Source organism: Bacteroides sp. AM16-13 (assembly GCF_003602705.1).
Lineage (GTDB): Bacteria > Bacteroidota > Bacteroidia > Bacteroidales > Bacteroidaceae > Bacteroides > Bacteroides xylanisolvens.
This window is the reverse complement of the sequence record NZ_QTLK01000016.1, coordinates 111,321-132,940: the sequence shown is the minus strand read 5'-3', so window position 1 is coordinate 132,940 and position 21,620 is coordinate 111,321. Positions and strand designations below refer to the sequence as shown.

Sequence of the window (21,620 nt, the reverse complement as noted above, 5' to 3'; positions counted from 1 at the left end):
ATTATCCTGTCAACCTCACAATTTGGCAGGATTTTGTCTTTTTTATGCAAAATATTAGCCTGAATTCCTCATAAAAGTTCGGTTATTTGCAATCAACTTTCAAACATGAAGTATATAAACATGCAAAGATATATGAAGAAACAAAAAACTTATGTAACAGGATTCTTACTCCTTTTGCTCATATGGACAAACGGATGCAAACCTACCAAGGAAGTACATGCTCCTTTATCGCTGACTTGGGAAATGGGCGAAATCCATCCCGAAGAAAGAACGTATGCAAACTCCTTTATATTGAAAAATATTTCGGACGCCCCGGTCGGCAAAGACTGGGTGATTTATTATGCACAACTCCCCCACCATATACAACAAGAAGCATCACCGAAGGTGAAAGTAGAATGGATTAGCGGCACTTATCACAAGATATATCCGAGCACAGAATTTACTTCGTTGGCTCCGGGTGATTCGATGCGGGTAACATTCAAGTGTGACGGTGAAGTGCCCAAAAACTCACATGCTCCCGAAGGTCCTTATTGGGTAAGCCAATCAGGATTTGGAAAAGGGCAGCCCCTACCGGTGGAGTTACGTATCATACCTCTGGCTCCAACTGAAGCACAAACCGCCTTCATACATCGGATTTATGAGACCAACGCACGTTTGCAACAGTATCCTTTACAGAAATTAAACTCTATCAACATTTTGCCGACAGTGAAACAAGCGATACCTGCCGAAGGTGAGATGATTATCGGAAATAAGATTGCCCTGTCATTTCACAAAGACTTTGCCAGCGAAGGAAAATTGCTGAAAGAGAAACTGGAAAATATATACGGACTAAAAGTAACAACGGAAGCAAAGGAAAGCATCCTATTAGAATATCTTCCCGAAGACAAAGAAGTGCCAAACGATGAGTACTACGAACTGGATATCAACAACCGCCAAGCAATCGTGAAAAGCCAAACATCGCATGGCATCTTCAATGGAACACAGACCCTGCTGGCAATGCTGAAAGGACAAGGAGAGACATTGCGACTGCAAGCAGTCTCTGTCCACGACTATCCCGACCTCTTGTACCGCGGACAAATGCTCGATATCGTCCGGAGCTTCACCACAACAGAGAATCTAAAAAAGTTAATAGACATCACCGCATCTTATAAACTTAACACATTTCATTTCCATTTCTCAGACGACGAAGGCTGGCGTCTGGAGATACCCGGGCTGGAAGAACTTACTTCGGTAGGAGCACGCCGCGGACACACTACGGACGAAACTGAATACCTGTATCCTGCTTATGAAAACGGATACGACCCGAATGCCCCTACATCGGGAAATGGTTTCTACAGCCGTGCCGAATTCATCGATCTGTTGCGTTATGCTGCCGAACGACATGTACAAGTGATTCCAGAAATAGAGTCACCAGGACATGCACGGGCGGCCATCACAGCCATGAAAGCACGGTATGAGAAATACATCGGTTTGAATCCGGAAAAGGCTACCGAATATATGCTACACGACCCGCAGGACAGTTCCCGATATATCTCCGCACAATGGTATACGGACAATGTTATGAACGTGGCAATGCCTTCCACCTATCGTTTTATAGAAAAGGTGGTACGGGAAATAAAGGAAATGTATCGCGAAGCAGGTGTCCCTCTGACAACGATTCATGTCGGTGGCGACGAAGTTGCAGAAGGAGCCTGGAGCGGTTCTCCCCTGTGCATGCAACTGATGAAAGAGAAAGGAATGACACAGATGCACGACTTGGCAGAATATTTCATCACCCGTGTATCTGAATGCCTGCAACAACAGGGCATTTCATTTGGTGGTTGGCAGGAAGCAGCGTTAGGGCATCGCACGGAAACGCATGCCGCTCTTGCTCCACGATCCGGTGGTATCTATTGCTGGAGCACGGTTGCCGAATGGGGAACAGACGAAATTTCTTATCAAATAGCCAACAACGGATATCCGGTGATTCTTTGCAACGTGAACAACTTCTATCTGGATTTGGCTTACGATGCGCATACTGACGAACCGGGGCACTTTTGGGCAGGATATGTAGACGAATCCAAATCTTTCTCCATGCTGCCATATCGGGTATACCGTTCCTCACGCACTACAATGGCAGGACGTCCGGTGTCGCCCGATTCCATGGAAATCGGTAAAACCGCCCTGACTGCATTGGGAAAACAACGAATCAAAGGCGTACAAGCACAACTATTTGCAGAAACCATCCGGAATTATCAACAAGTAGAATATTATACATTTCCTAAAATAATGGGATTGGCAGAACGTGGCTGGAATGCACATCCGGTTTGGGAAAACTTATCAGGAAGCACAGAAGCACAGGCATACGAACAGGATTTGTTACAATTCTATCGGAAAATCAGTCGAAAAGAGATGCCCCACTGGGTTCAAAACGGTATTCACTTCCGTTTGCCATATCCGGGGCTGTGTCTGAAAGACGGAAAGCTATATGCCAACACTTCCATTCGTGAAGGACAGATACGGTATACTACGGACGGAACGGAACCAATGGAAGATTCTCCATTATGGGAAACTCCCATAGATTGCCAGACAGAAGTGGTCAAAGCCAAGCTTTTTTATTTGGGCAAAGAAAGTATGACAGCTGTGTTAGAACAATAGTTTTCGGTAAAACAAGATTAAGGATAACAAATAGCAGGAAGGTGACAAGTGCATCTTGTCACCGCCTTTATTTTTAAAAGCCACATTATTGCATGTTACCGGAAAATATATATCTTTGTTCCATGATGATTTCGTTTCAGAGAATATCCGAAACAATGTAGAATTGGAAATATCATGAAAAGCATATTTATTTTTTTCTTTTATATCATTCTTTTTGCAGGACCTCTGTCAGCTTCCGTCACTTTTCCTTTCAAAAAGTACCAAGTATCCGATGGCCTATCGCACAACACGGTATGGTCTATTCTTCAGGATTCTTACGGTTTTATCTGGACAGGGACAAGCAACGGTCTGAATTGCTATGACGGATATACAAACCGGGTGTATCGACATGTGGAAGGAGTTTCCCGCTCATTGGGGAATAACTTTGTATCTTCTCTGATGGAAGATAACCAGGATATATGGATAGGCACCAATAATGGTGTATATATCTATCACCGTTCTACAGATGATTTCTCTTTTTTCGACAAGAAAACACGATACGATGTATTCGTCAGTTGTGAAGTAACCGAAATATGGAAAGCGGACAACGGACTGATTTGGATTACCACCTTGGGACAAGGGATATTTGTATACAACCCGCAAACAGGCGTTCTACGGCAAAATATCCTACAGAATTCATTTGCTAGAGATATCTGTCAAGGGGTAGATGGACGTATTTATATATCCTCTATCAACAAAGGAATATTTGTATTCGACCGGATGGGCTATTTTCTATCTACCCTTTCCACACTTACGGACGAAGCAGAAGAAAAGAAAAAAGTAAATGGTCTGTTAAGTACCTCTGAAGGTATCTGGTTCAGTACTGAAAATACACTAGAGTGTTATTCCGAAAAAGAAAAAATGGTGAACAGTTATCCGCTTCCTTCCTCCATCTCTATCCTCTGCATGATAGAATATGACAGCGAGCAACTATTAATAGGCACGAATTCGGGACTTTTCCTCTTCGGTAGACAAAACAAAGAATGGAAGAAAGTAGAAACTACAGGCGAATATGCCATGAGTAATCCGGTAGTAAATGCAATGATGCTGGATGCCGAAGGAACTCTTTGGCTGGCAACAAACGGAGGGGTGAATTACATGCCGAGGCAATTACGAAGGTTTGAACATCATATCATTCCCATGGTACAGAAAATCGCCCAAGGCGTCAACACTTTTTGCGAAAAAGAGAATGGAGAGGTGTATATAGGCACCCAACACGGATTATGGCTCTACCAGCCGCAGACACAAAGGATGACGGAATGTGTGTTATCTCCATATACTGAAAGAAAATACAATATCAGTGCTTTACACTTGGATGGTGAGCAACTTTGGATTGGCACACATGAAAACGGACTTTTCAAATATGACCTGAAAACCGGAGTTAGCAAAAATTACACCCATTCCGACCGTATGATTAAAACATTGTCAAGCAACAATGTTATGTCAATCGGCAAAGACCACAAAGGGAACATTTACATAGGAACCAGTATGGGACTTTGTACCTACAATGAGGAACAGGACAATTTCTTTGTGAATATATACGTAGGAGCAATGACTCCCGTCACCGATATATATGAAGATTCCAACAGAAATCTATGGATTGCCACTTCCAACCTAGGAGCTTTCTGCTATTATCCAAACGGACAATGGAAACACTATGGACAAAGAAGTAACTCTTCGATAATTCCCGACAATACAATCACTACTTTGTTTGAAGACAGCAAAGGGGTGATGTGGCTGGGAACCAATGGAAACGGACTATGTTATTTCTCTCCCGAACAGAAACGTTTTGTCAACAACTGCCCCGAAAATACGCAATTACAAAATGTGACCATCTATTCCATCGAGGAAGACCGGAATGGTAACTTTTGGATTTCGACAGACAAGGGATTGTATAAAATCGACCGGAAAACAAACGATGCACGCTTATTTACCATCAATGACGGTCTGCTGAGCAATCAATTCATTGCCGGCGCTTCTCTATTAACATCAGACGGCAGGTTGTATTTTGGTGGCAGCAATGGTTTCAATGCTTTTGTCCCCGAACAAATAATAAAAAACACGTATGTTCCGCAAGTATATGTGACTGACATCCATTTCCCCTATTCCAATGGCGAGAATACATCTCAGGAAGCGGCAAACACCCGTGAAGAACTTCTCTACCTAAAAAAAGAAATCAGATTGCCCTACCAAAAGAATAGTTTCACCCTTGACTTTGCAGCCCTGAGTTACGGAGAGTCACAAAGAAACCAATACAACTATATGCTGAAAGGAATAGACCCGACATGGATTCGAAATACAACTACCAACTCTGTATCTTATAACCATCTACCTCCCGGTGAATACACATTTATGCTAAACGGTTCGAATAACGATGGAGAGTGGAACCGGGAAACTACAATGCTGAAGATTATAATCACACCACCATGGTGGCGGAGCGCTTGGGCATACATAGCCTATTCGTTACTCCTGATAGGTATCATTATCTATGTAGGATATCGCTGGAATCTATATGTCAAACGCAAATACAAACGGCGGATGGAAGAATTCAACCTTGCCAAAGAAAAGGAGACTTATAAACTAAAAGTCAACTTTTTCGTCAATCTTGTACATGAAATACGTACACCCCTTAGTCTGATTTGCCTGCCATTGGAGAAGTTACGAGAAAACAATAGAGAGGACGAATATGTGTCGATGATCGATAAGAATGTAAATTATCTGTTGAATATCACTAACCAGCTCCTCGACTTTCAAAAAATAGAAAGTAATGGAGTGCAATTAAATCCCAAACCTTGCCATCTGAATCTCCAACTTGTTTCCATCTATGAGCAATTCCATAATATTGCGGCATTGAAGGATATCGAGCTGTCAATCGTTCTCCCTACAGAAGATATATATATTTCCATTGATATTGACAAAATAAGAACTGTCATAGTCAATTTATTAGGCAATGCAATAAAATATGCCCAATCGCACATAGAATTAAAATTAGAGACTACAGAGGATACAATCACGATTCAGGTAAACGATGACGGATGTGGTGTACCCAAAGACCAGCAGGAGAAAATCTTCCAATTGTTCTATCAAGTACCGGATGCTCCTTCCAGCAAGGGAACAGGTATCGGGCTGGCTTTCTCCAAAATATTAGCTGAAGCCCATAAAGGAACATTGTCACTACGAGACATTCCTTCCGGTGGTTCATCTTTTATCCTATCTCTTCCAAAAGTAGACATGACCGATACTGTGAATGGAAACTCAGCACATAAAGAAGATATTTGCGAAATGGAAACAAACAAGGAAGTAAATACAGAAAAAGAAAAGACTACACTCTTATTAGTGGAAGACAATCCGGATTTACTGAGTATAACACGTAATTCCTTACAACAATGGTATCATGTAAGATGTGCCGAAAATGGTCGGAAAGCCTTGGAATTATTGACGGAAGAGAACATCGACATTATTATCAGTGACGTCATGATGCCGGAAATGGACGGCATAGAATTATGTCATCAGATAAAATCAAACATTGAATATTCTCACATACCGGTCATCCTGCTTACAGCCAAGACTGCATTGTCTGCCAAGATAGAAGGATTGGAAAACGGAGCAGACGTATACATGGAAAAACCATTCTCAATCAAACAGCTACATAAACAAGTTGAGAATCTGATGGCATTACGACTGGCTTTCCATCAATTACTAAGTGATTTTCCCAAAACAAACGACAGCATGTCCGATCCGGAAAAGTATGCATTTTCTTCGAAGGATATGGACTTTATTAAAATTCTGGATGAGATATTGGCAGAACAAGTGGACGACATTGATTATTCTGTAAATAATCTGGCAGAAAAAATCAATATGAGCCGTAGTAATTTTCATAGAAAAGTCAAGGCTGTCACTGGTATGACACCCAATACTTATGTGTTGAATTATCGTCTGAACATGGCTGCCCAATATCTATCCGAAGGAATGCGCATAAATGAAGTTTACTTACAATTAGGTTTTACCAGTTCTTCCTACTTCGCCAAATGTTTTAAACAGAAATTCGGTGTATTACCAAAAGATTACACAAAAATAAAAAAAATATGATCTCATAAATATTCTATAGAACAAGCAATAATATGTGCCCTTGAATAGCCTAATAGAATCTATCTACCAATTTATTTAGAAAAGTATATAAATAATTCGTGCGATACCCAAATGTAACGTCTCCAGAACTTGAATATGGAAGTAATATGATTACCATTAAAACAATCAGTTTTCTTTAAAACCAACTCAGTTCCCGATATATGTTTAAATACAACCTTCATAAAATCAAGTTATTCTACTGTGTTTGGCACATCCTACACTCCCCTCTTTTAGGCTGTCCTCATAAAACTATGACAAAATAACCAACTACATGTGAATACTTTATTCTATCTATTTCAAATTTTTCCACCATTAAACATCGGATCTTATACTTATAATCTCTCCTAAAAAGCCAGCTATTCCCTATAATAAAGATAAATCAAAAACGTCTTGTCTCCACGTTCCGGCTTACGTTTTTCAAAGAAGTTTTCTTCGCGACTTCGTCGGAGAAAATTCCTTTGAAAAAAACGCTCCGACCACGTTTTTGATTTAATGGAAGGATTATAGGGACTAACTGCGACCGACGTGACGCATAGATCACATTTCCACCATTCCCTTTCTTTTTACCAACATCTCTACAATATTACACAAACTAACTACACAGTTCCCAAAGTAAATTCATAATTAAAGAAAAACTGTCCCCAATAAAGACAGGGACTCCGGCTCCCTCTGTTCTACATAAATTTCTCTCACCTTATTAACCGGCTTGTGTATTTCTGTTCTTCCTTATTCCCCTTTTTCCACCATCCTCCTTTCCCTTTGATTGACATCTGCTGACATCTAACGACACGTGATGTCACTGTTTTGAGAATCAGCATTTTATTCAATTTCAGCCATTATTTTTGAGCTGTCAAACGAAAACATTAATCTCAAAATGATGGATCATGGCACAAGAAAAAGAAGTGAAAGAAAAACCGAAGCGGACGCGCAAAACGCAGAAATCCGCCAAAGAAAAGCCCTATGTGGAACAAATCAACGAACTACTGTTTGTCCACAACAAGGAGGACCCCAAAGCCGGTGTGCAAGCCGTCAGCGAAATTGACGGGGAAGGAAAGGCCAAAACAGTTCCAGCAGAAGAAAAGAACGAAAATTCCTTTCTGAAATTCGAGAAAAATTCCAGTATCCTCGAAAACTTCATCAAGAACTTCTGGAGCCAGTTCAAGGAACCTACACATTTCAGGCTCATACGAATGACCATCCATGATTACAAGCAGAATAAACAGGCAATCAGGGATTTGTCACAAGGCAAGGAAACGGACGCAGTAAAAGAGTTCCTCAAACGCTACGAAATCCGGCCAAGAGAAAACAAGGAACAGAGTAAGAACGAAAAAGAAACAGAAACAATGGCAAAGAAACAAAAACAAAACCCGCAGGAACAGGTACCACAGCAGGCACCACAACCGACAGTTTCAACAGGACAGCCGCAGGAACAGCAGACACCACGCTACCGTTATGACGAGAACATGGTAAACTGGGACGCACTGGAAAAGATGGGCGTCTCCAAAACTTCCCTCGAACAACAGGGACTGCTGGATTCCATGCTGAAAGGATACAAAACCAACAAACTGGTTCCCCTGACACTGACGCTGACAGGTGCCAGGGTCAAACTGGACGCACGCCTCTCATTCATCACCATGCCGGACGGGCAGATCGGTCTGGGTATCCACGGCATCCGCAAGGAACCGGAGTTGGAAAGGCCCTATTTCGGGCACATCTTCACGGAAGAGGACAAGAAGAACCTCCGTGAGACAGGAAACATGGGACGCGTGGCGGAACTGAACCTGAACGGGGGCTCCTATACCCCCTGTCTCATCTCCATTGACAAGAATACCAACGAGCTAGTTGCCGTACGGCAAGAAAACGTATACATACCAAGTGAAGTGAAAGGCATCAGACTGACAGCGGATGAAATAAACGCGCTGAAGGAAGGACAACCGGTATATGTGGACGGAATGACCTCAAAAAACGGAAAGCCGTTCGACGCCACACTCCAATACAGTGCGGAACGCAGAGGACTGGAATTCATCTATCCGGAAAGCAAGGGGTTCAACCAGCAGAGCCTGGGAGGCGTACAACTTTCACCCAACCAGATCAAAATGCTCAGCGAAGGACATACCATCCTTGTAGAGGATATGAAACGCACCGACGGAGCGCTGTTCTCCTCTTTCGTCACGCTGGACAAGGTGACCGGCCGACCGCAATATACACGACATAATCCGGAGAACGGGGAAATATACATCCCGAAGGAAATCTGCAACGTGCTACTGACTCCCGAGGACAAGGAGGCACTACGCAAGGGGCAACCCGTCTTCCTTGAAAACATGATCAACCGCAAGGGGGAAGAGTTCTCCTCCTTCGTCAAACTGGACATGAATACGGGCAGGCCGCAATACTCGCGTACACCGGACGGTTTCAGCGAGCGCCAGGTGCCGGTCGTTCCGGCGGAAGTATACGGGCATGTATTCACGGCACAGGAACGGGCCAACCTGCAGGATGGAAAAGCCATACTCGTATCGGACCTGAAAAGCGCCAACAACAAGACATTCAGTTCCTACCTGAAAGTGAACGCAAATTCCGGACAGCTGCAATACTTCCAGGAAAACCCGGACATACGCCGCAATACAGCCCGGCGTGCCGCACAGGCGGACGACACGCAAAACCGGCAGCAGGAACAGAAAAAAGGAAGCAGACAGGCCGTATAAAAAGAATACAAAAAAGAATCATTAACCATTCATCAGAAAAAAAGACATGAATCAGAATGACAACCGGATATTCAGAAAGGAAGACCTTGACTGGAAAACACTGGAGACCATCGGTATCCACAAAGAAGAACTGGAAAAAAGCGGGGACATGGAACTGCTCCTGCAAGGGGAGGAAACGGAAACCGTCCCATTGAAAATCCGCACTTCCGCACTCCGCTTAACAATGGACGCCACCCTCAGGATCACGGTGGGGACGGACGGAAAGCCGGTAATGGAAATCAACGGGATCAGTCCCGAAGCGGAAAGCGAAGCCGGCGGATAATCCCTGCCCCATACAGACAGAATCAAAAGTATACACAATTTCCCCGTACCGGTTTTATTGCGAAGGTACGGGGAACATCAAATGGAAAAAGATCATGATTGCGATATTGACAGACAAGCCCAATGTGGGAAAAGAGATAGCAAGAATTCTGGGAGCACATACCAGAGAGGACGGATACATGAGCGGGAACGGGTACATGGTGACATGGACCTTCGGCAACATGCTTTCACTGGCCATGCCGAAAGATTACGGGATGGACCGCCCGGAACGCGGGGACTTCCCGATAAATCCCGCCCCCTTCAGACTGATGGTAAAACACATCAGGACCGATACGGGATGGATACCGGACATCAACGCGGTCCTCCAGCTGAAAGTGATCGAAAAAGTATTCGACGCCTGCGAAAGTATCATTGCGGCCACCGACGCCTCCCGGGAGGGGGAAATGGTGTTCAGGTACCTTTACCGGTATCTGGAATGCAGGAAACCCTACCGCCGTCTATGGATCTCGTCACTTACGGACGAAGCCGTGCTGGAAGGAATGGACAACCTCAGGCCCGGCAGCCTGTATGACCGCATGTTTCTGGCAGCGGACAGCCGCAACAAGGCGGACTGGGTACTGGGACTCAACGCCAGCTATGCCCTCTGCCAGGCGACCGGAACGGGAAACAACTCACTGGGACGGGTGCAGACACCCATACTGGCAGCCATAAGCAGCCGTTACCGTGAACGTGAGAACCACATTGCCACGGACACCTTTCCGGTTTTTATCAGCCTGTGCAAAAATAACACCCTGCTCAAAATGCGCTGTACGGAAGAATTCACGGACCGGGAGGCGGCTGCACGGCTTTACAGTGACTGCAAACTGGCCGGACATGCACGCGTCACCGCTGTCAGCAGACAGGTCAGGGAGATAGAGCCTCCAGCCCTCTACAACCTGACCGAACTCCAAAAAGACGCCAACAACTATTACGGAATGACTGCCGGAAAATCGCTTGAAATCGCACAGAAACTTTATGAGAAGAAACTGATTTCCTATCCGCGAACTGCCGGACGTTTCCTTCCACGGGACGTTTACGACAAACTGCCCCGTATCATGGAGAAAATCCTGAACAGGAAGGAATTCCGACCGTATGTCAGAAGCATGGGGATCAACATATTCGACCTGCCGGACAAGGTAGTCGACGAAGGACAAGCGGCGGAACACCACGCCATCATCATTACCGATACATATCCGGAAGGATTAAACCGGGAAGAGATGCAGCTTTACATGATGATTATCGGACGGATGCTGGAAGCCTTCATGCCCGTATGCAGGGCGGAATACACCACTGTGGATGCCGTATGTGCCGCACGAAATTTCCGGTGCCATGCATGCCGCATCATTGAAAAGGGATGGTTCGGCATATTCGAAAGGGAAAGCGTCATTGCAGGAAGGGAATACGGCTTCTCCCCCATCCCGCAACTGGAAAACGGGGAGACGGCCGCTGTTACCGGATGCAGCCTGATACACAGGAAGGACCTGCCCGTATCCGCATATACCGACGCGGAACTGATCACCTACATGGACACTGCCGGACTGGGAACGGCGGCCACACGTACAGGAATCCTGCAGACCCTGATTGACCGCAAATATGTACGTTATTCAGGCAAATACATCATCCCCACACGAAAAGGGCTTTACATATATGAGACGGTACGGAACATGAAAATAGCGGGAGCCACACTGACTTCGGGCTGGGAGGCGCAACTGACACGAATGGAAAGGGGAAAGCTTACACAGGAAGAATTCATGAAGGAGGTACTCAAACTCTCGGGAGAGGTAACGGAAGATATCTTCCGGAAATGTGAAAGATAGAATATTATTATATATAGGAACGGGAAATGCAGGCTGAAAGGTCTGCATTTTTTATTTGTCAGACATCTGTTATGCCGCTTTTAGGCGGCAAAGGTACCGGATTACCCCGTATTCGTGTCAAGGCAGCCCTGCGGGCCGGTCGGCTGAAAGAAAATCATCCTCGCTACGCTCCGGTATTTTCTTTCGCCAAGCCTTGACACAAAAGGGCAATCCGGGAAACAAAGGCCTGTAAAATCGGGAAAACAGATCCCGAAGGGATAATCATACACTCATAAAAACAACAAGGACATGAAACAGAAATCCATCACAAGCATCTGCAAGCCGACGGTCACACTGCTGGCAGCCGCAGCAATAATCCTGCTATGCCGCAAAGACATAATTCCGGTATATACCATCCTGTTACTGACAATGGCGGAAGGCATAATCCGTATTTTGCTAAGACTCCTCCCGTTCCTAGCAACAATTCTCACCATTCTGATCCTTATCGGAATGATATTATAAACCCTTAAACAACAAATGAAATGGAAACAAAAAAATTTACCCCGTCAGCACCGGTCGCACCCGCACTGTGGCCGACAACGCGCAACATCAGGCCTGCAAAGAGAAGATTTCCCAATACGGTCGATGAGCCCAGAAACATCGGATATTATCTCAAGCCACTGCTTGACATCACGAAGCGACCGGACAGAGACGAAATTCTGAAGACATATCTCAAGGAAAACTATGTATAACAATAAAAAAACAACCATTATGTTTTTCCAATCAATTTATCAGATGATGTCGGCAGGCACAGACCTGAACATCAACATCAGGAGAACGGACGGAAAACTGTCCGTAGCGGTAATGCCCAGACGTACAACACTCAAGGATGAAGCCGGACAGACCATCGTGCCGCTCATACTCAACGGCACCCCCATGGAACTGGACGGACAATTCCTGCAAATCATCACCACACCGCTGCAGAAAGCGCAGGGAATCCTCACCAACCTTGAAACCTTCGAGCAACAGGCACGGCTCGCGGCAACACAAGGCAAGGCGACCGGAACCGCCAAGGACAAGAAGACAAAAGAGGCACGTGAAAAACAGGAAAAGATGGAAAAACTCCTCAAACGTGCGGAGGAGGCGTTCACTGCAGGAAGATACTCGGAAGCGACAACCTGCTTCAGGCAGGCCAAGGTACTCGCAGATACGGACAGACAGAAACAGATAGAGGCAAGGATACAGGAAGTGCAGAAGGAGTCGTCACAGGGCTGCCTGTTTCCTGAAACGGATACACAGCCGCTCCCACAACAGCCGCCCGCAAACGGTACGGCGAACGGAAACCGGCCTGACGGACAAATGCGGATGTTCACGTCACAACCTCCACAACAGCCTGTACAGCAAGCAATCCCGCAACCGGTACAACAACCGGTGCCCCGACCGCAGATAGTACAGCCGCAGCCCGTACCACAATATTATCCGGGAACACCGCAACCACAGCCAATGTACGAAGGATACTGCCGGAATCCCGCAAACGGCAGTCCGCAACAAACAGCGGAACAGCCCCAAACGTACTTCCGTCAGCCCGGCGGACAGTACCCACAGACACAACCATGGCAACAGCCGCAACCCGTTCCTCTGCAGCCGCAGGCAACCGTCATACAGACAGCCCGGGAAAATACGGGCAGGGAATACCAGTCACCGCCACAACCGGCCACAGAAGCGATCACTTTTGACAAGGACGATGAAAGTGACAGGGAACTGTTGCGTGAAGACCCGTATGCGGAATACATAGACTTCCCGCAGGAATGCCGCATGAAGGACGAGACACAGGCGGAGCTTATATGTTATTAAACCCTTAAAACTTTAAATAATATGGCACTTGATATCAAAGGACTCAAAAGAGTATTCATCCTGAAAAAAGGAAATGACACCCTGACACTGGAAGACCCGGACAGCAGAATGTCCCTTTCCGAAGTAACGGACTTCTATTCCATGAACTATCCGGAACTGACCACGGCAACCCTGCAAGGGCCGGAACTCGAAGAGGACCGCGCGGTATACCGGTTCAAAACCACCATAGGAACGAAAGGATAAGCCATGGCAAAGAAAACAAACCCTAAGAAAAAGGAGGAGACAACATGCAGACAGTTATCGGAACTACAAACGGAAGACCTGGCACGACTTATTATCAGCGAGACCGGATACACAGACATCAGCCGGGGAACCGGCAGCAGAAAGAAAAGAAGGCTGCCGCCGGCAGGAACCGTAATGATTTTCTAACGGGGAGAATTCTCCCCGTTACCCCCGATTACTGTATGGAGAGCCGCGCGGGAGAGAAAATCAACCTTACAACAAGGGAGAATTTTGATTTCCTGTACCGATCGGCACTCAGATACAGCGGGCTTGTCGGCCTCAGGCTTCCTTTCCGACCGACCGGGAAATCACCGAGGATGAACATCATCAAACTGTACCGGGCAATGGACACCATACTCCCGGAGCATGTCAACCTGGAAGAGGAGAACGGAAGGCTGTACTTCTGCCTCTACCGGTTCCATGAGTGGCCGGAATATAAACTGTTCTGGATACCGCTGGAATTCACGGAGAGACTGCCGGAAAAACTCGGAAGGATAGCACTGGAATTTATCCGGCAGCTCGCCCGGCACCATGGCATACCCAAAAGCACGGATACCAGCTACTACGAAATGGCACACGATTACCTGGAAGACTACAGGCTCTACGACGAAGAGGCGACGGCAGGAGAGATCAGACGCAAGGCCGCACTTGCCAGACTGTATGAAAAAGGGAAGGCGCACCGTATACTGAAGAGAATGGACAATCCAAAGGGATTTCTTGCGGACCTGGAGGGGGAAATACGGAAATACCATACAAAGAAGAACTATGAGCGGGCATTGCTGGAACTGCTCACGGAAGGTACGGCATACATTTCACACGGCAGCCCGAGCATCATGCAATACTCCTACGACTGGGCATACGAGGAGGCACCTGATTTCAGGCCGGTAGGACTGAATACACAGATCATGGTCACCTGGTCGGTAAAGGACGCCATGAACGACGAAATGGAAAGCTATTTCAACTCGGATTATCAGGAATCATATGTGATCACACCTGTCACGACATTCCACCTGACACCGGACACGGAAAAGCCTTTCTCCATGGATAACTTTCCGGAGCGGTTTTCCCAATGGCTCACATGCTTCATCAAACTCATTACAAATAACTTCTAATAAAACAGGAAAATGAATGAACTGACAAAACAGATGCAGCAAATCATGCATCCCAGAGCGGTACTTGTCGCCTATGAATGCGAAACGACAGATTACTCGACCCCGCGAAGTTATCTCGAACTCAGGCCTGTCAACGAGAAAGGACGGATGGGGGCCGGCATTCCGGTAACCTATGAGTTCATGAACTCACTGGTGGAATCATACACGGAAAGCATGAGCGGAATCCCGCACGGACGCATCCCCAGGAACATGCTCCTGTGCGACTCCAGAAAAGGCCGCGAAAGGTACATATGGTACAATCCGCCGCAGAAGAGAAAAATGTACTTCCAGGACGGGCTGCACATTACAGACGGGACATTCAACGTACCGGGCGTCATCTACGTGGTGGAACGGGAATGCATGGACATACACGCCTTCAAGGGAGCAATCCCCGAAGAGCGGACAGAACTGTATCTGGCGCCGTTCTTCAATGTAACCGGGGCGGACGTCTGCCTGGGCAACTCATCGCTAAAAAAACCGCAGGACATGGATTTTCATGAATTTCAGGAATACTGGGAAAAGCGTTTCTGGATGAGCGAGTTCTCACATTTGGGAGGTGACAGAAACCCGACCCGCAGCAATCTGGTTTCCGTAACGGAACATGCGCGGAACAATCCGTTTGATTACAGCGAGTTACAACAATCCGGGAAGAAACTTAAAGACATACTGACATGAAAAAGATTCATTACACGGATAGCTACCTGCTGAAACCCTACCATCCCGTCACCATCCATGTTGCGGGTGCAGGGGGCACGGGATCACAGGTCATAACCAATCTGGCACGCATGAACGTCGCGTTGCAGGCACTGGGACATCCGGGACTACACGTCACCGTATTCGATCCCGACATTATCACAGAAGCCAACATAGGACGCCAGCTCTTCAGTGAGACGGAACTGGGGCAATGCAAGGCGACGGCGGCCGTCACACGCGTCAACCGTTTTTTCGGAACAACATGGACGGCGGAAAACTGCCGCTATCCCGTACGGAAAACACAGGAAAACGGGGATGACAGGACAAAGCCGGCGAATATCATCATCACCTGCACGGACAATACCCGCTCACGACTGGAACTGTGGAGATTCCTGAAAAAATACAGGGAGGCCTCCGTAAACAATGAAAGGGCGGTTTATTACTGGATGGATTTCGGGAATGCGCAAACCACCGGGCAAGTCTTCATAGGTACTGTCCGCAACAAGATACGGCAGCCGGCATCAAAAGAATTCATGCCGGTACCCGGAATGAATGTCATCACCGAGGAGGTGAACTATTCCACAATAGAAGAGAAGGACTCCGGACCGAGCTGCTCACTGGCGGAAGCACTGGAAAGACAGGACCTGTACATCAACTCCATACTGGCACAAGTCGGCTGTGACATCCTATGGAGGATGTTCAAGGAAGGAAGAACCCTGTACCGGGGAGCATATATCAATCTGGACACACTCCGGGTTAATCCGATACCGGTATAGACCATGTGAAACAGACAGTTTTCCTTGCCGAAGCTACAGCTGTCGGCAAGGGAAGCATCCGTAATTTTCTTCCAATCCGTATAATACCGGAACCGGATTCAGGATTTAATCCGCACTAATCCGGCAACCCCCTTTCCTATTTTAACCAGTTTCCATTTGTAACAACAGAAAATAAGCCTATAATACTCCCACAATAGTAGTCTCATAACAGGGATACGAACCAGGTTACATTTCATCTTGAAAAGCATTTTCTATGTCAATCACAATTACAAAAAAATAGATATTTTTCATACCAGTTTCTTCAAATACAAAGAATATCACAGACCCTTAGCCTGATAAATCACTGAGCTGATTTTTTCTTTCCCCTCTGTCGCAGAAATTCCTGTATTTCCGAACTACGATAAAAGTTCTTCCCATTCTCATCCGTCTGATAGTAACGGATGAGCCCCTTTTCACGATAACGGGCGATAGTCCGTTGCGTCACGCCCAGAAGTTGCGCAAGGTCACAGTTATCCAACAAGGTATCACCATCCAGGCAGTCTTTCAGGCGGTTCATACGGTCAAGTTTCTTTTCAAGGCGGTCAAAACCTTCCACCATAGTCATTATCATTTTTTCAAGTACTTCATTATCTATATACATCATGGCATATCCTCCATTGTTTTAAAAAGTGATTATCCGGATACTCTTCCTGTGCGCACTACAAGAGTATAATACACTATAATGAAAATTATATGCCGGATTCAAAAAAACAAACTCATCATTACACATAACATTCTAGTTCACAGAGAAATATAAAATAGAAAATTACAAAAAGCACTGTAAAATGTAATCCCGGATATTGTAAAGTTCGGGTACAAATTGTAAATACGATTTACAATTTGGCCATCTATCCGTGAAATCTGACGACATCTGCTGACACCTGTAGTCAGAGACTTGGAGACAAACTTACCGGCAGCATACCTTTGCATCGGACAAAAAATCAAAAGCTTATGGAAGTGATCAGTATCGAAGCCGCAACATTTGAAGAAATGAAGCAGGCGTTAAGCTCAATCATCCGGGATATCCGGACAGGAAGAGGAATACGGCAGGAGGAAAGACTGACGGAATGGATGGACAATCAGGAAGCATGTATTATGATGGATATCTCTCCAAGAAAGTTGCTTACTTTACGCAGCACGGGAAAAATCCCGTACAGCAGGATAGACAGGAAAATCTATTACCGGAAAAAAGACATCGTCACATACATGGAAGGACTGTTACAAAAAGGAAACAATTAAGCAAAGAAATATGGCACATGACTTACTGACAAGGGAAAGTCCGGAAATTATCCGGTTCTTTCAGGACATTGGACACATCACTGAACTCTTAAGAAGCGAACCGGACAGATACAGACCTGTCCTGAACGGTGACAGGTACATCACCGAAGCTGAACTGTCCGAATCACTGAAGATAACACGCCGGACACTGGTTGAACACAGGACAACCGGGCTTATCCCCTATTACCGGCTGGGAGGCAGGATACTTTATAAAGAGAAGGATATTATAAAACTGCTGGATGAAAACAGGCTGGAAGCTTTTTAAAAGCCGGCAATATAGAAGAGAACGTCTTCGGAAATTTTCCTAAAGACGTTCTCTTCATATATATGCCATTCATTCCAGCATAAATGAATACATTATAAAGTTTTCTGTAATTTTATGCCAATACTATTTGGAGGAATCGAACCTTTTCCATATCTTTGCACCGTCAAAAAAATGACAGCGATAAAGATTGAAATAATTGAAATTAGGAATATGGCTAATTCAATGGTTTTGATTTTAACGATATAAGATTTAGTGCTGTTTATCAGGACTTTAAGAACAAAGAACTTTAAATGTTCGATTCCTGGTGGCACCACAATCGATTCGGTAATAAAAAATCCCTTGAACTTTTGAAGTTCAAGGGATTTTTTATTACCTTACTTTTTGCATCTACAAACACCTATATTTTGGAGCTATGTAGTTTTTTATAAGTCTCTATACGAGCATCTATTTCTGCTTGAGTCAAATGTGCAGGAAGTTCAATGGTAGTCCGCGGAGTTATTGCTACCAGCACTACATCTCCCAGACCTTTTTTGTACTCCTTGATCACGTTTGCAGTAAACTGACTGGATGAAATAACATCACGCATTATATTACCTTTTTTCATATCTCAAATTATTATTTTTTGTTTTTTGTTATACACAAGCAGAATACAGATCTTCTTATACAGATTCTGTTTGAGCTAAATTTTCCGGCTTAGATTTGTTTTCCAACGAGATATTGACCGCATTCATCCCTTTCACTCCACGTTCAAGATCAAATGTTACGATATTATTTTCTGCAATATTACCAACGACATTGTTTACATGAAAAAAGTACTTCTCAACGCCGGAAAGATCTTTAATAAAACCAAATCCTCTAGACTCATTAAAAAACTCAACCCGTCCTCTCAAAATAGTTGGCTCTTCATCCTCTTTTTTAGGAGTTGCTATAACTATTTCATCCGGGTTGATCTCTTCTTTTCTGACATTCTCTGTCGGAGGAGTTGAGGTTATTCTCCCGTTCTCATCAACATAAGCAATCATATCTTCAAAGCTGTTTGAGCTGCCCGATAGTTTCTTATTTTCTTTCTTCTTTAATTTTTCTTCGCGCTTAGCGATTCTTTTCTTTTCATTTTCACGTTTACCTACTGTCATGGATTTTGCCATAGAAATAATATTTAGTTTATACTATATTTTTAATGAATAAATAATGTAAATGCTTACTTTCAAATAGTGAAATCAGCCTTATTGAGTTTCTTACCGGTTAACTTTTGAATATCATTCACCAGTTTACGTTCTTCCTGCGAACAGAATGTAAGGGCAGTTCCCATATTCCCAGCTCTTCCTGTACGCCCAATACGGTGCACATAGGTTTCGGGAACATCCGGAAGATCATAGTTGATAACCAAAGGTAATTCGTTAATATCAATCCCCCTGGAAGCAATATCAGTGGCAACCATCACCCGAGTTTTTCCCGATTTAAAGTTGCCCAATGCAGACTGTCTTGCCGCCTGGCTCTTATTTCCATGAATAGCCTGGCTGCCAATTCCAGCCTTGCCCAGAATCTTCACAATCTTATCAGCATTGTGTTTCGTACGTGAGAAGATAAGTACTGACTGATCTTCTGCCTTCGACAATATCGAAATAAGCAACTGGCTTTTCTCCTTCTTTTCAACAAAATACACCACCTGCTTGATAGAATCTACAGTAGATGATTTCGGTGTTATGTAAATCTTCACCGGATTCTTCAGCAGAGACTTAGTCAAGGAGATAATAGAATCAGGCATTGTTGCCGAGAAAAACAAAGTCTGCTTTTCTTTTGGAAGTTTCGGCAATATCCGCTTAATATCATGGATAAATCCCATATCAAGCATACGGTCAGCCTCATCCAATACAAAATATTGGATAGTGTCCAAATGTATATGTCCCTGAGTCATCAGGTCAAGCAAACGTCCCGGAGTAGCGACCAGAATATCAATACCTTTACGCAACAGATCAACCTGCGGGCGTTGATTTACACCACCAAAGATTACTCCATGGCGAATACGAGTATGTTTTGAATAATCGTCAATACACTCACTGATTTGCAAGGCAAGCTCACGTGTGGGCGTCAATATCAAGGCTTTAATTCCCTGACGTCTGGCAGCCTCTTTATCCAGTTGCAAATGCTGTATGATAGGAATAGCAAATGAAGCTGTCTTTCCGGTACCGGTTTGCGCACAGCCTAATATATCTCTTTTTGCCAGTGCAAGCGGAATCGCTTTTTCCTGAATGGGAGTTGGTACTGTATATCCTTTTTCTTCAATTGCTTTTAAAATCGGTTCGGTTATATTTAATTCTTTAAATGTCATAAATGTTATTTTTGCTGTACTCAAACAGCGATTAGTTTTATATATAGTGGGAAACCCGGACAATTTCAATCATGAAAAAGCAGAGTTTCAATCATTAAGCCAGTCTGTGGGTTGCTAAAAAAAACTCGCGTTCCAGTGTAGCCATTACTTCTTTTACGCTACTGATTTTTTCTGCGAGAAAGGCATTGCTACCAGCAAATGCATAGCCTTTTTTCATATTTCCTCTGGCTGCATTATATAGAGCTTTAATAATGCAATAAGGACTTTTTGTATAATCACATGTCTTTATACAATGGAATGAGCAATTTTTAGGTCTCTCCAAACCATTATTCACATTGTGAATAAATTCTCCATCAATAGCCCTTCCCGGCATCCCGACAGGACTTTCTATAATAAGAACATCTTCGGACTTGGAATGAATATATACTTCTTTGAATGTTTCTGAAGCATCACATTCAAGGGTGGTAACAAAAATACTACCCATTTGCACACCGGAAGCTCCCAATTCCATAAAATGTGCTATATCCTCACCTCTCGAAATTCCACCGGCAGCAATCACCGGAATTTGCTTTTGTTCTTTATAACTGGATGCAATCATCACCACTTCCGGAATCAATGCTTCCAGAGCATAATGCTGATCCTGTATTTGTTCTTTTTTAAATCCTAAATGCCCACCAGCTTTAGGCCCTTCCACCACAATTGCATCGGGCAGATAGTTATAGTTTTTTTGCCACTTGTCACAAATAATCTTGGCAGCTCTTGAAGAAGATACAATAGGAGCTAACTTGGTTACACTTTCCGGGGTCAAATATGACGGCAGATCAAGCGGAAGTCCCGCACCTGAAAATACCACATCTATCTTTTCCTCAATCGCAGTACGCACCATATCGGCATAATTAGATAAAGCAACCATGACGTTTACGCCAATAATACCTTCTGTTTTTGTACGTGCCTTGTGAATTTCTTCTCTCAGTCCACTTATACATTTCTCCGAATAAGAGCCTTTTCCCTTGGGATATAACAATCCTAAACCCGCACATGATATAACGCCTACTCCGCCTTCATTTGCAACTGCTGATGCCAGACCGGACAGTGAGATTCCTACTCCCATTCCACCTTGTATAACAGGTGTTTTAATTTCAATATTTCCTATAAAGAACGATTTCATATGTTTTATTTTGTATTGGCAAAACAGACAGATAGAAGTGAGCATACTTTATTCAAGTGCTCAATATTTGGTTCTGTCACGAATGATTTACCTTGTTGGATAATTTATTAAACTATATGCCCT

General features: G+C 44.5%; 20 protein-coding genes. 15 read left to right on the top strand and 5 right to left on the bottom strand.

What is annotated here, in order from left to right; genetic code table 11:
- Positions 1-132 precede the first annotated feature (132 nt).
- The 13 genes from DW173_RS14705 (at position 133) to DW173_RS14650 (ending at position 16,418) form a co-directional block, all read left to right on the top strand.
- Positions 133-2,637, top strand: coding sequence for a family 20 glycosylhydrolase (locus tag DW173_RS14705; RefSeq protein ID WP_008026495.1), 2,505 nt, complete (start codon positions 133-135; stop codon positions 2,635-2,637).
- A gap of 174 nt (positions 2,638-2,811) precedes the next feature.
- Complete coding sequence (locus tag DW173_RS14700; RefSeq protein ID WP_008026497.1) at positions 2,812-6,765, top strand: two-component regulator propeller domain-containing protein; 3,954 nt, start codon at positions 2,812-2,814, stop codon at positions 6,763-6,765.
- A 923-nt stretch (positions 6,766-7,688) separates the two neighbouring features.
- A complete protein-coding gene (locus DW173_RS14695; protein ID WP_120144641.1) occupies positions 7,689-9,506 on the top strand; it encodes a DUF3945 domain-containing protein in 1,818 nt (605 codons plus the stop codon).
- Between the two features lie 46 nt (positions 9,507-9,552).
- Positions 9,553-9,828, top strand: coding sequence for a DUF4099 domain-containing protein (locus tag DW173_RS14690; protein WP_008026501.1), 276 nt, complete (start codon positions 9,553-9,555; stop codon positions 9,826-9,828).
- Positions 9,829-9,922: 94 nt separating this feature from the next.
- Positions 9,923-11,683: a DNA topoisomerase gene (locus DW173_RS14685; protein ID WP_120144640.1), complete on the top strand. Its 1,761-nt coding sequence runs from the start codon at positions 9,923-9,925 to the stop codon at positions 11,681-11,683.
- A 26-nt stretch (positions 11,684-11,709) separates the two neighbouring features.
- Entirely contained in the window at positions 11,710-11,880 is a 171-nt protein-coding gene (locus DW173_RS23985; RefSeq protein ID WP_198287326.1) for a hypothetical protein, read from the top strand.
- Positions 11,881-11,971: 91 nt separating this feature from the next.
- The gene (locus DW173_RS14680) at positions 11,972-12,184 is read left to right on the top strand and encodes a hypothetical protein (RefSeq protein ID WP_008026505.1); all 213 of its coding nucleotides are present in this window, start codon (positions 11,972-11,974) and stop codon (positions 12,182-12,184) included.
- Between the two features lie 20 nt (positions 12,185-12,204).
- Positions 12,205-12,414 carry a hypothetical protein gene (locus DW173_RS14675; RefSeq protein ID WP_008026507.1) on the top strand — a complete coding sequence of 70 codons (210 nt, stop codon included), beginning with the start codon at positions 12,205-12,207 and terminating at the stop codon, positions 12,412-12,414.
- A gap of 19 nt (positions 12,415-12,433) precedes the next feature.
- On the top strand, positions 12,434-13,516 hold the full coding sequence (locus tag DW173_RS14670; RefSeq protein ID WP_008026509.1) for a PRTRC system protein E: 1,083 nt from the start codon (positions 12,434-12,436) through the stop codon (positions 13,514-13,516).
- Positions 13,517-13,537: 21 nt separating this feature from the next.
- Positions 13,538-13,759: a PRTRC system protein C gene (locus DW173_RS14665; RefSeq protein WP_008026510.1), complete on the top strand. Its 222-nt coding sequence runs from the start codon at positions 13,538-13,540 to the stop codon at positions 13,757-13,759.
- Positions 13,760-13,803: 44 nt separating this feature from the next.
- Positions 13,804-14,910, top strand: a complete 1,107-nt coding sequence (locus DW173_RS14660; protein ID WP_120144638.1) for a hypothetical protein — start codon at positions 13,804-13,806, stop codon at positions 14,908-14,910.
- A 12-nt stretch (positions 14,911-14,922) separates the two neighbouring features.
- Positions 14,923-15,624, top strand: coding sequence for a prokaryotic E2 ligase family D protein (locus DW173_RS14655; protein WP_008026515.1), 702 nt, complete (start codon positions 14,923-14,925; stop codon positions 15,622-15,624).
- Entirely contained in the window at positions 15,621-16,418 is a 798-nt protein-coding gene (locus DW173_RS14650) for a PRTRC system ThiF family protein (RefSeq protein ID WP_008026518.1), read from the top strand. Before DW173_RS14655 ends, DW173_RS14650 begins: the two co-directional genes overlap by 4 nt.
- 340 nt (positions 16,419-16,758) lie before the next feature.
- Here the strand turns inward: DW173_RS14650 and DW173_RS14645 are convergent, their stop codons facing one another.
- Positions 16,759-17,061, bottom strand: a complete 303-nt coding sequence (locus tag DW173_RS14645; protein ID WP_120144637.1) for a helix-turn-helix domain-containing protein — start codon at positions 17,059-17,061, stop codon at positions 16,759-16,761.
- A gap of 347 nt (positions 17,062-17,408) precedes the next feature.
- On the opposite strand from DW173_RS14645, the gene DW173_RS14640 reads away from it, so the two are divergent.
- Positions 17,409-17,696, top strand: coding sequence for a helix-turn-helix domain-containing protein (locus DW173_RS14640; protein ID WP_120144636.1), 288 nt, complete (start codon positions 17,409-17,411; stop codon positions 17,694-17,696).
- Positions 17,697-17,706: 10 nt separating this feature from the next.
- Positions 17,707-18,000 carry a helix-turn-helix domain-containing protein gene (locus tag DW173_RS14635; RefSeq protein WP_004323236.1) on the top strand — a complete coding sequence of 98 codons (294 nt, stop codon included), beginning with the start codon at positions 17,707-17,709 and terminating at the stop codon, positions 17,998-18,000.
- Between the two features lie 397 nt (positions 18,001-18,397).
- Here the strand turns inward: DW173_RS14635 and DW173_RS14630 are convergent, their stop codons facing one another.
- The 4 genes from DW173_RS14630 to DW173_RS14615 all read right to left on the bottom strand — a co-directional run bounded on the left by DW173_RS14630 (position 18,398) and on the right by DW173_RS14615 (position 21,497).
- Positions 18,398-18,604: a hypothetical protein gene (locus tag DW173_RS14630; RefSeq protein WP_055236044.1), complete on the bottom strand. Its 207-nt coding sequence runs from the start codon at positions 18,602-18,604 to the stop codon at positions 18,398-18,400.
- A gap of 55 nt (positions 18,605-18,659) precedes the next feature.
- On the bottom strand, positions 18,660-19,145 hold the full coding sequence (locus tag DW173_RS14625; RefSeq protein ID WP_008026293.1) for a cold-shock protein: 486 nt from the start codon (positions 19,143-19,145) through the stop codon (positions 18,660-18,662).
- A 59-nt stretch (positions 19,146-19,204) separates the two neighbouring features.
- Entirely contained in the window at positions 19,205-20,329 is a 1,125-nt protein-coding gene (locus tag DW173_RS14620) for a DEAD/DEAH box helicase (protein ID WP_120144634.1), read from the bottom strand.
- 94 nt (positions 20,330-20,423) lie between these two features.
- Positions 20,424-21,497, bottom strand: a complete 1,074-nt coding sequence (locus DW173_RS14615; RefSeq protein ID WP_120144633.1) for an NAD(P)H-dependent flavin oxidoreductase — start codon at positions 21,495-21,497, stop codon at positions 20,424-20,426.
- Positions 21,498-21,620: the final 123 nt, after the last annotated feature.

Coding starts and splice junctions, on each gene's coding strand:
- DW173_RS14705 (WP_008026495.1), top strand. CDS start 133: ATGAAGAAACAAAAAACTTATGTAACAGGATTCTTACTCCTTTTGCTC.
- DW173_RS14700 (WP_008026497.1), top strand. CDS start 2,812: ATGAAAAGCATATTTATTTTTTTCTTTTATATCATTCTTTTTGCAGGA.
- DW173_RS14695 (WP_120144641.1), top strand. CDS start 7,689: ATGGCACAAGAAAAAGAAGTGAAAGAAAAACCGAAGCGGACGCGCAAA.
- DW173_RS14690 (WP_008026501.1), top strand. CDS start 9,553: ATGAATCAGAATGACAACCGGATATTCAGAAAGGAAGACCTTGACTGG.
- DW173_RS14685 (WP_120144640.1), top strand. CDS start 9,923: ATGATTGCGATATTGACAGACAAGCCCAATGTGGGAAAAGAGATAGCA.
- DW173_RS23985 (WP_198287326.1), top strand. CDS start 11,710: ATGCAGGCTGAAAGGTCTGCATTTTTTATTTGTCAGACATCTGTTATG.
- DW173_RS14680 (WP_008026505.1), top strand. CDS start 11,972: ATGAAACAGAAATCCATCACAAGCATCTGCAAGCCGACGGTCACACTG.
- DW173_RS14675 (WP_008026507.1), top strand. CDS start 12,205: ATGGAAACAAAAAAATTTACCCCGTCAGCACCGGTCGCACCCGCACTG.
- DW173_RS14670 (WP_008026509.1), top strand. CDS start 12,434: ATGTTTTTCCAATCAATTTATCAGATGATGTCGGCAGGCACAGACCTG.
- DW173_RS14665 (WP_008026510.1), top strand. CDS start 13,538: ATGGCACTTGATATCAAAGGACTCAAAAGAGTATTCATCCTGAAAAAA.
- DW173_RS14660 (WP_120144638.1), top strand. CDS start 13,804: ATGCAGACAGTTATCGGAACTACAAACGGAAGACCTGGCACGACTTAT.
- DW173_RS14655 (WP_008026515.1), top strand. CDS start 14,923: ATGAATGAACTGACAAAACAGATGCAGCAAATCATGCATCCCAGAGCG.
- DW173_RS14650 (WP_008026518.1), top strand. CDS start 15,621: ATGAAAAAGATTCATTACACGGATAGCTACCTGCTGAAACCCTACCAT.
- DW173_RS14645 (WP_120144637.1), bottom strand. CDS start 17,061: ATGATGTATATAGATAATGAAGTACTTGAAAAAATGATAATGACTATG.
- DW173_RS14640 (WP_120144636.1), top strand. CDS start 17,409: ATGGAAGTGATCAGTATCGAAGCCGCAACATTTGAAGAAATGAAGCAG.
- DW173_RS14635 (WP_004323236.1), top strand. CDS start 17,707: ATGGCACATGACTTACTGACAAGGGAAAGTCCGGAAATTATCCGGTTC.
- DW173_RS14630 (WP_055236044.1), bottom strand. CDS start 18,604: ATGAAAAAAGGTAATATAATGCGTGATGTTATTTCATCCAGTCAGTTT.
- DW173_RS14625 (WP_008026293.1), bottom strand. CDS start 19,145: ATGGCAAAATCCATGACAGTAGGTAAACGTGAAAATGAAAAGAAAAGA.
- DW173_RS14620 (WP_120144634.1), bottom strand. CDS start 20,329: ATGACATTTAAAGAATTAAATATAACCGAACCGATTTTAAAAGCAATT.
- DW173_RS14615 (WP_120144633.1), bottom strand. CDS start 21,497: ATGAAATCGTTCTTTATAGGAAATATTGAAATTAAAACACCTGTTATA.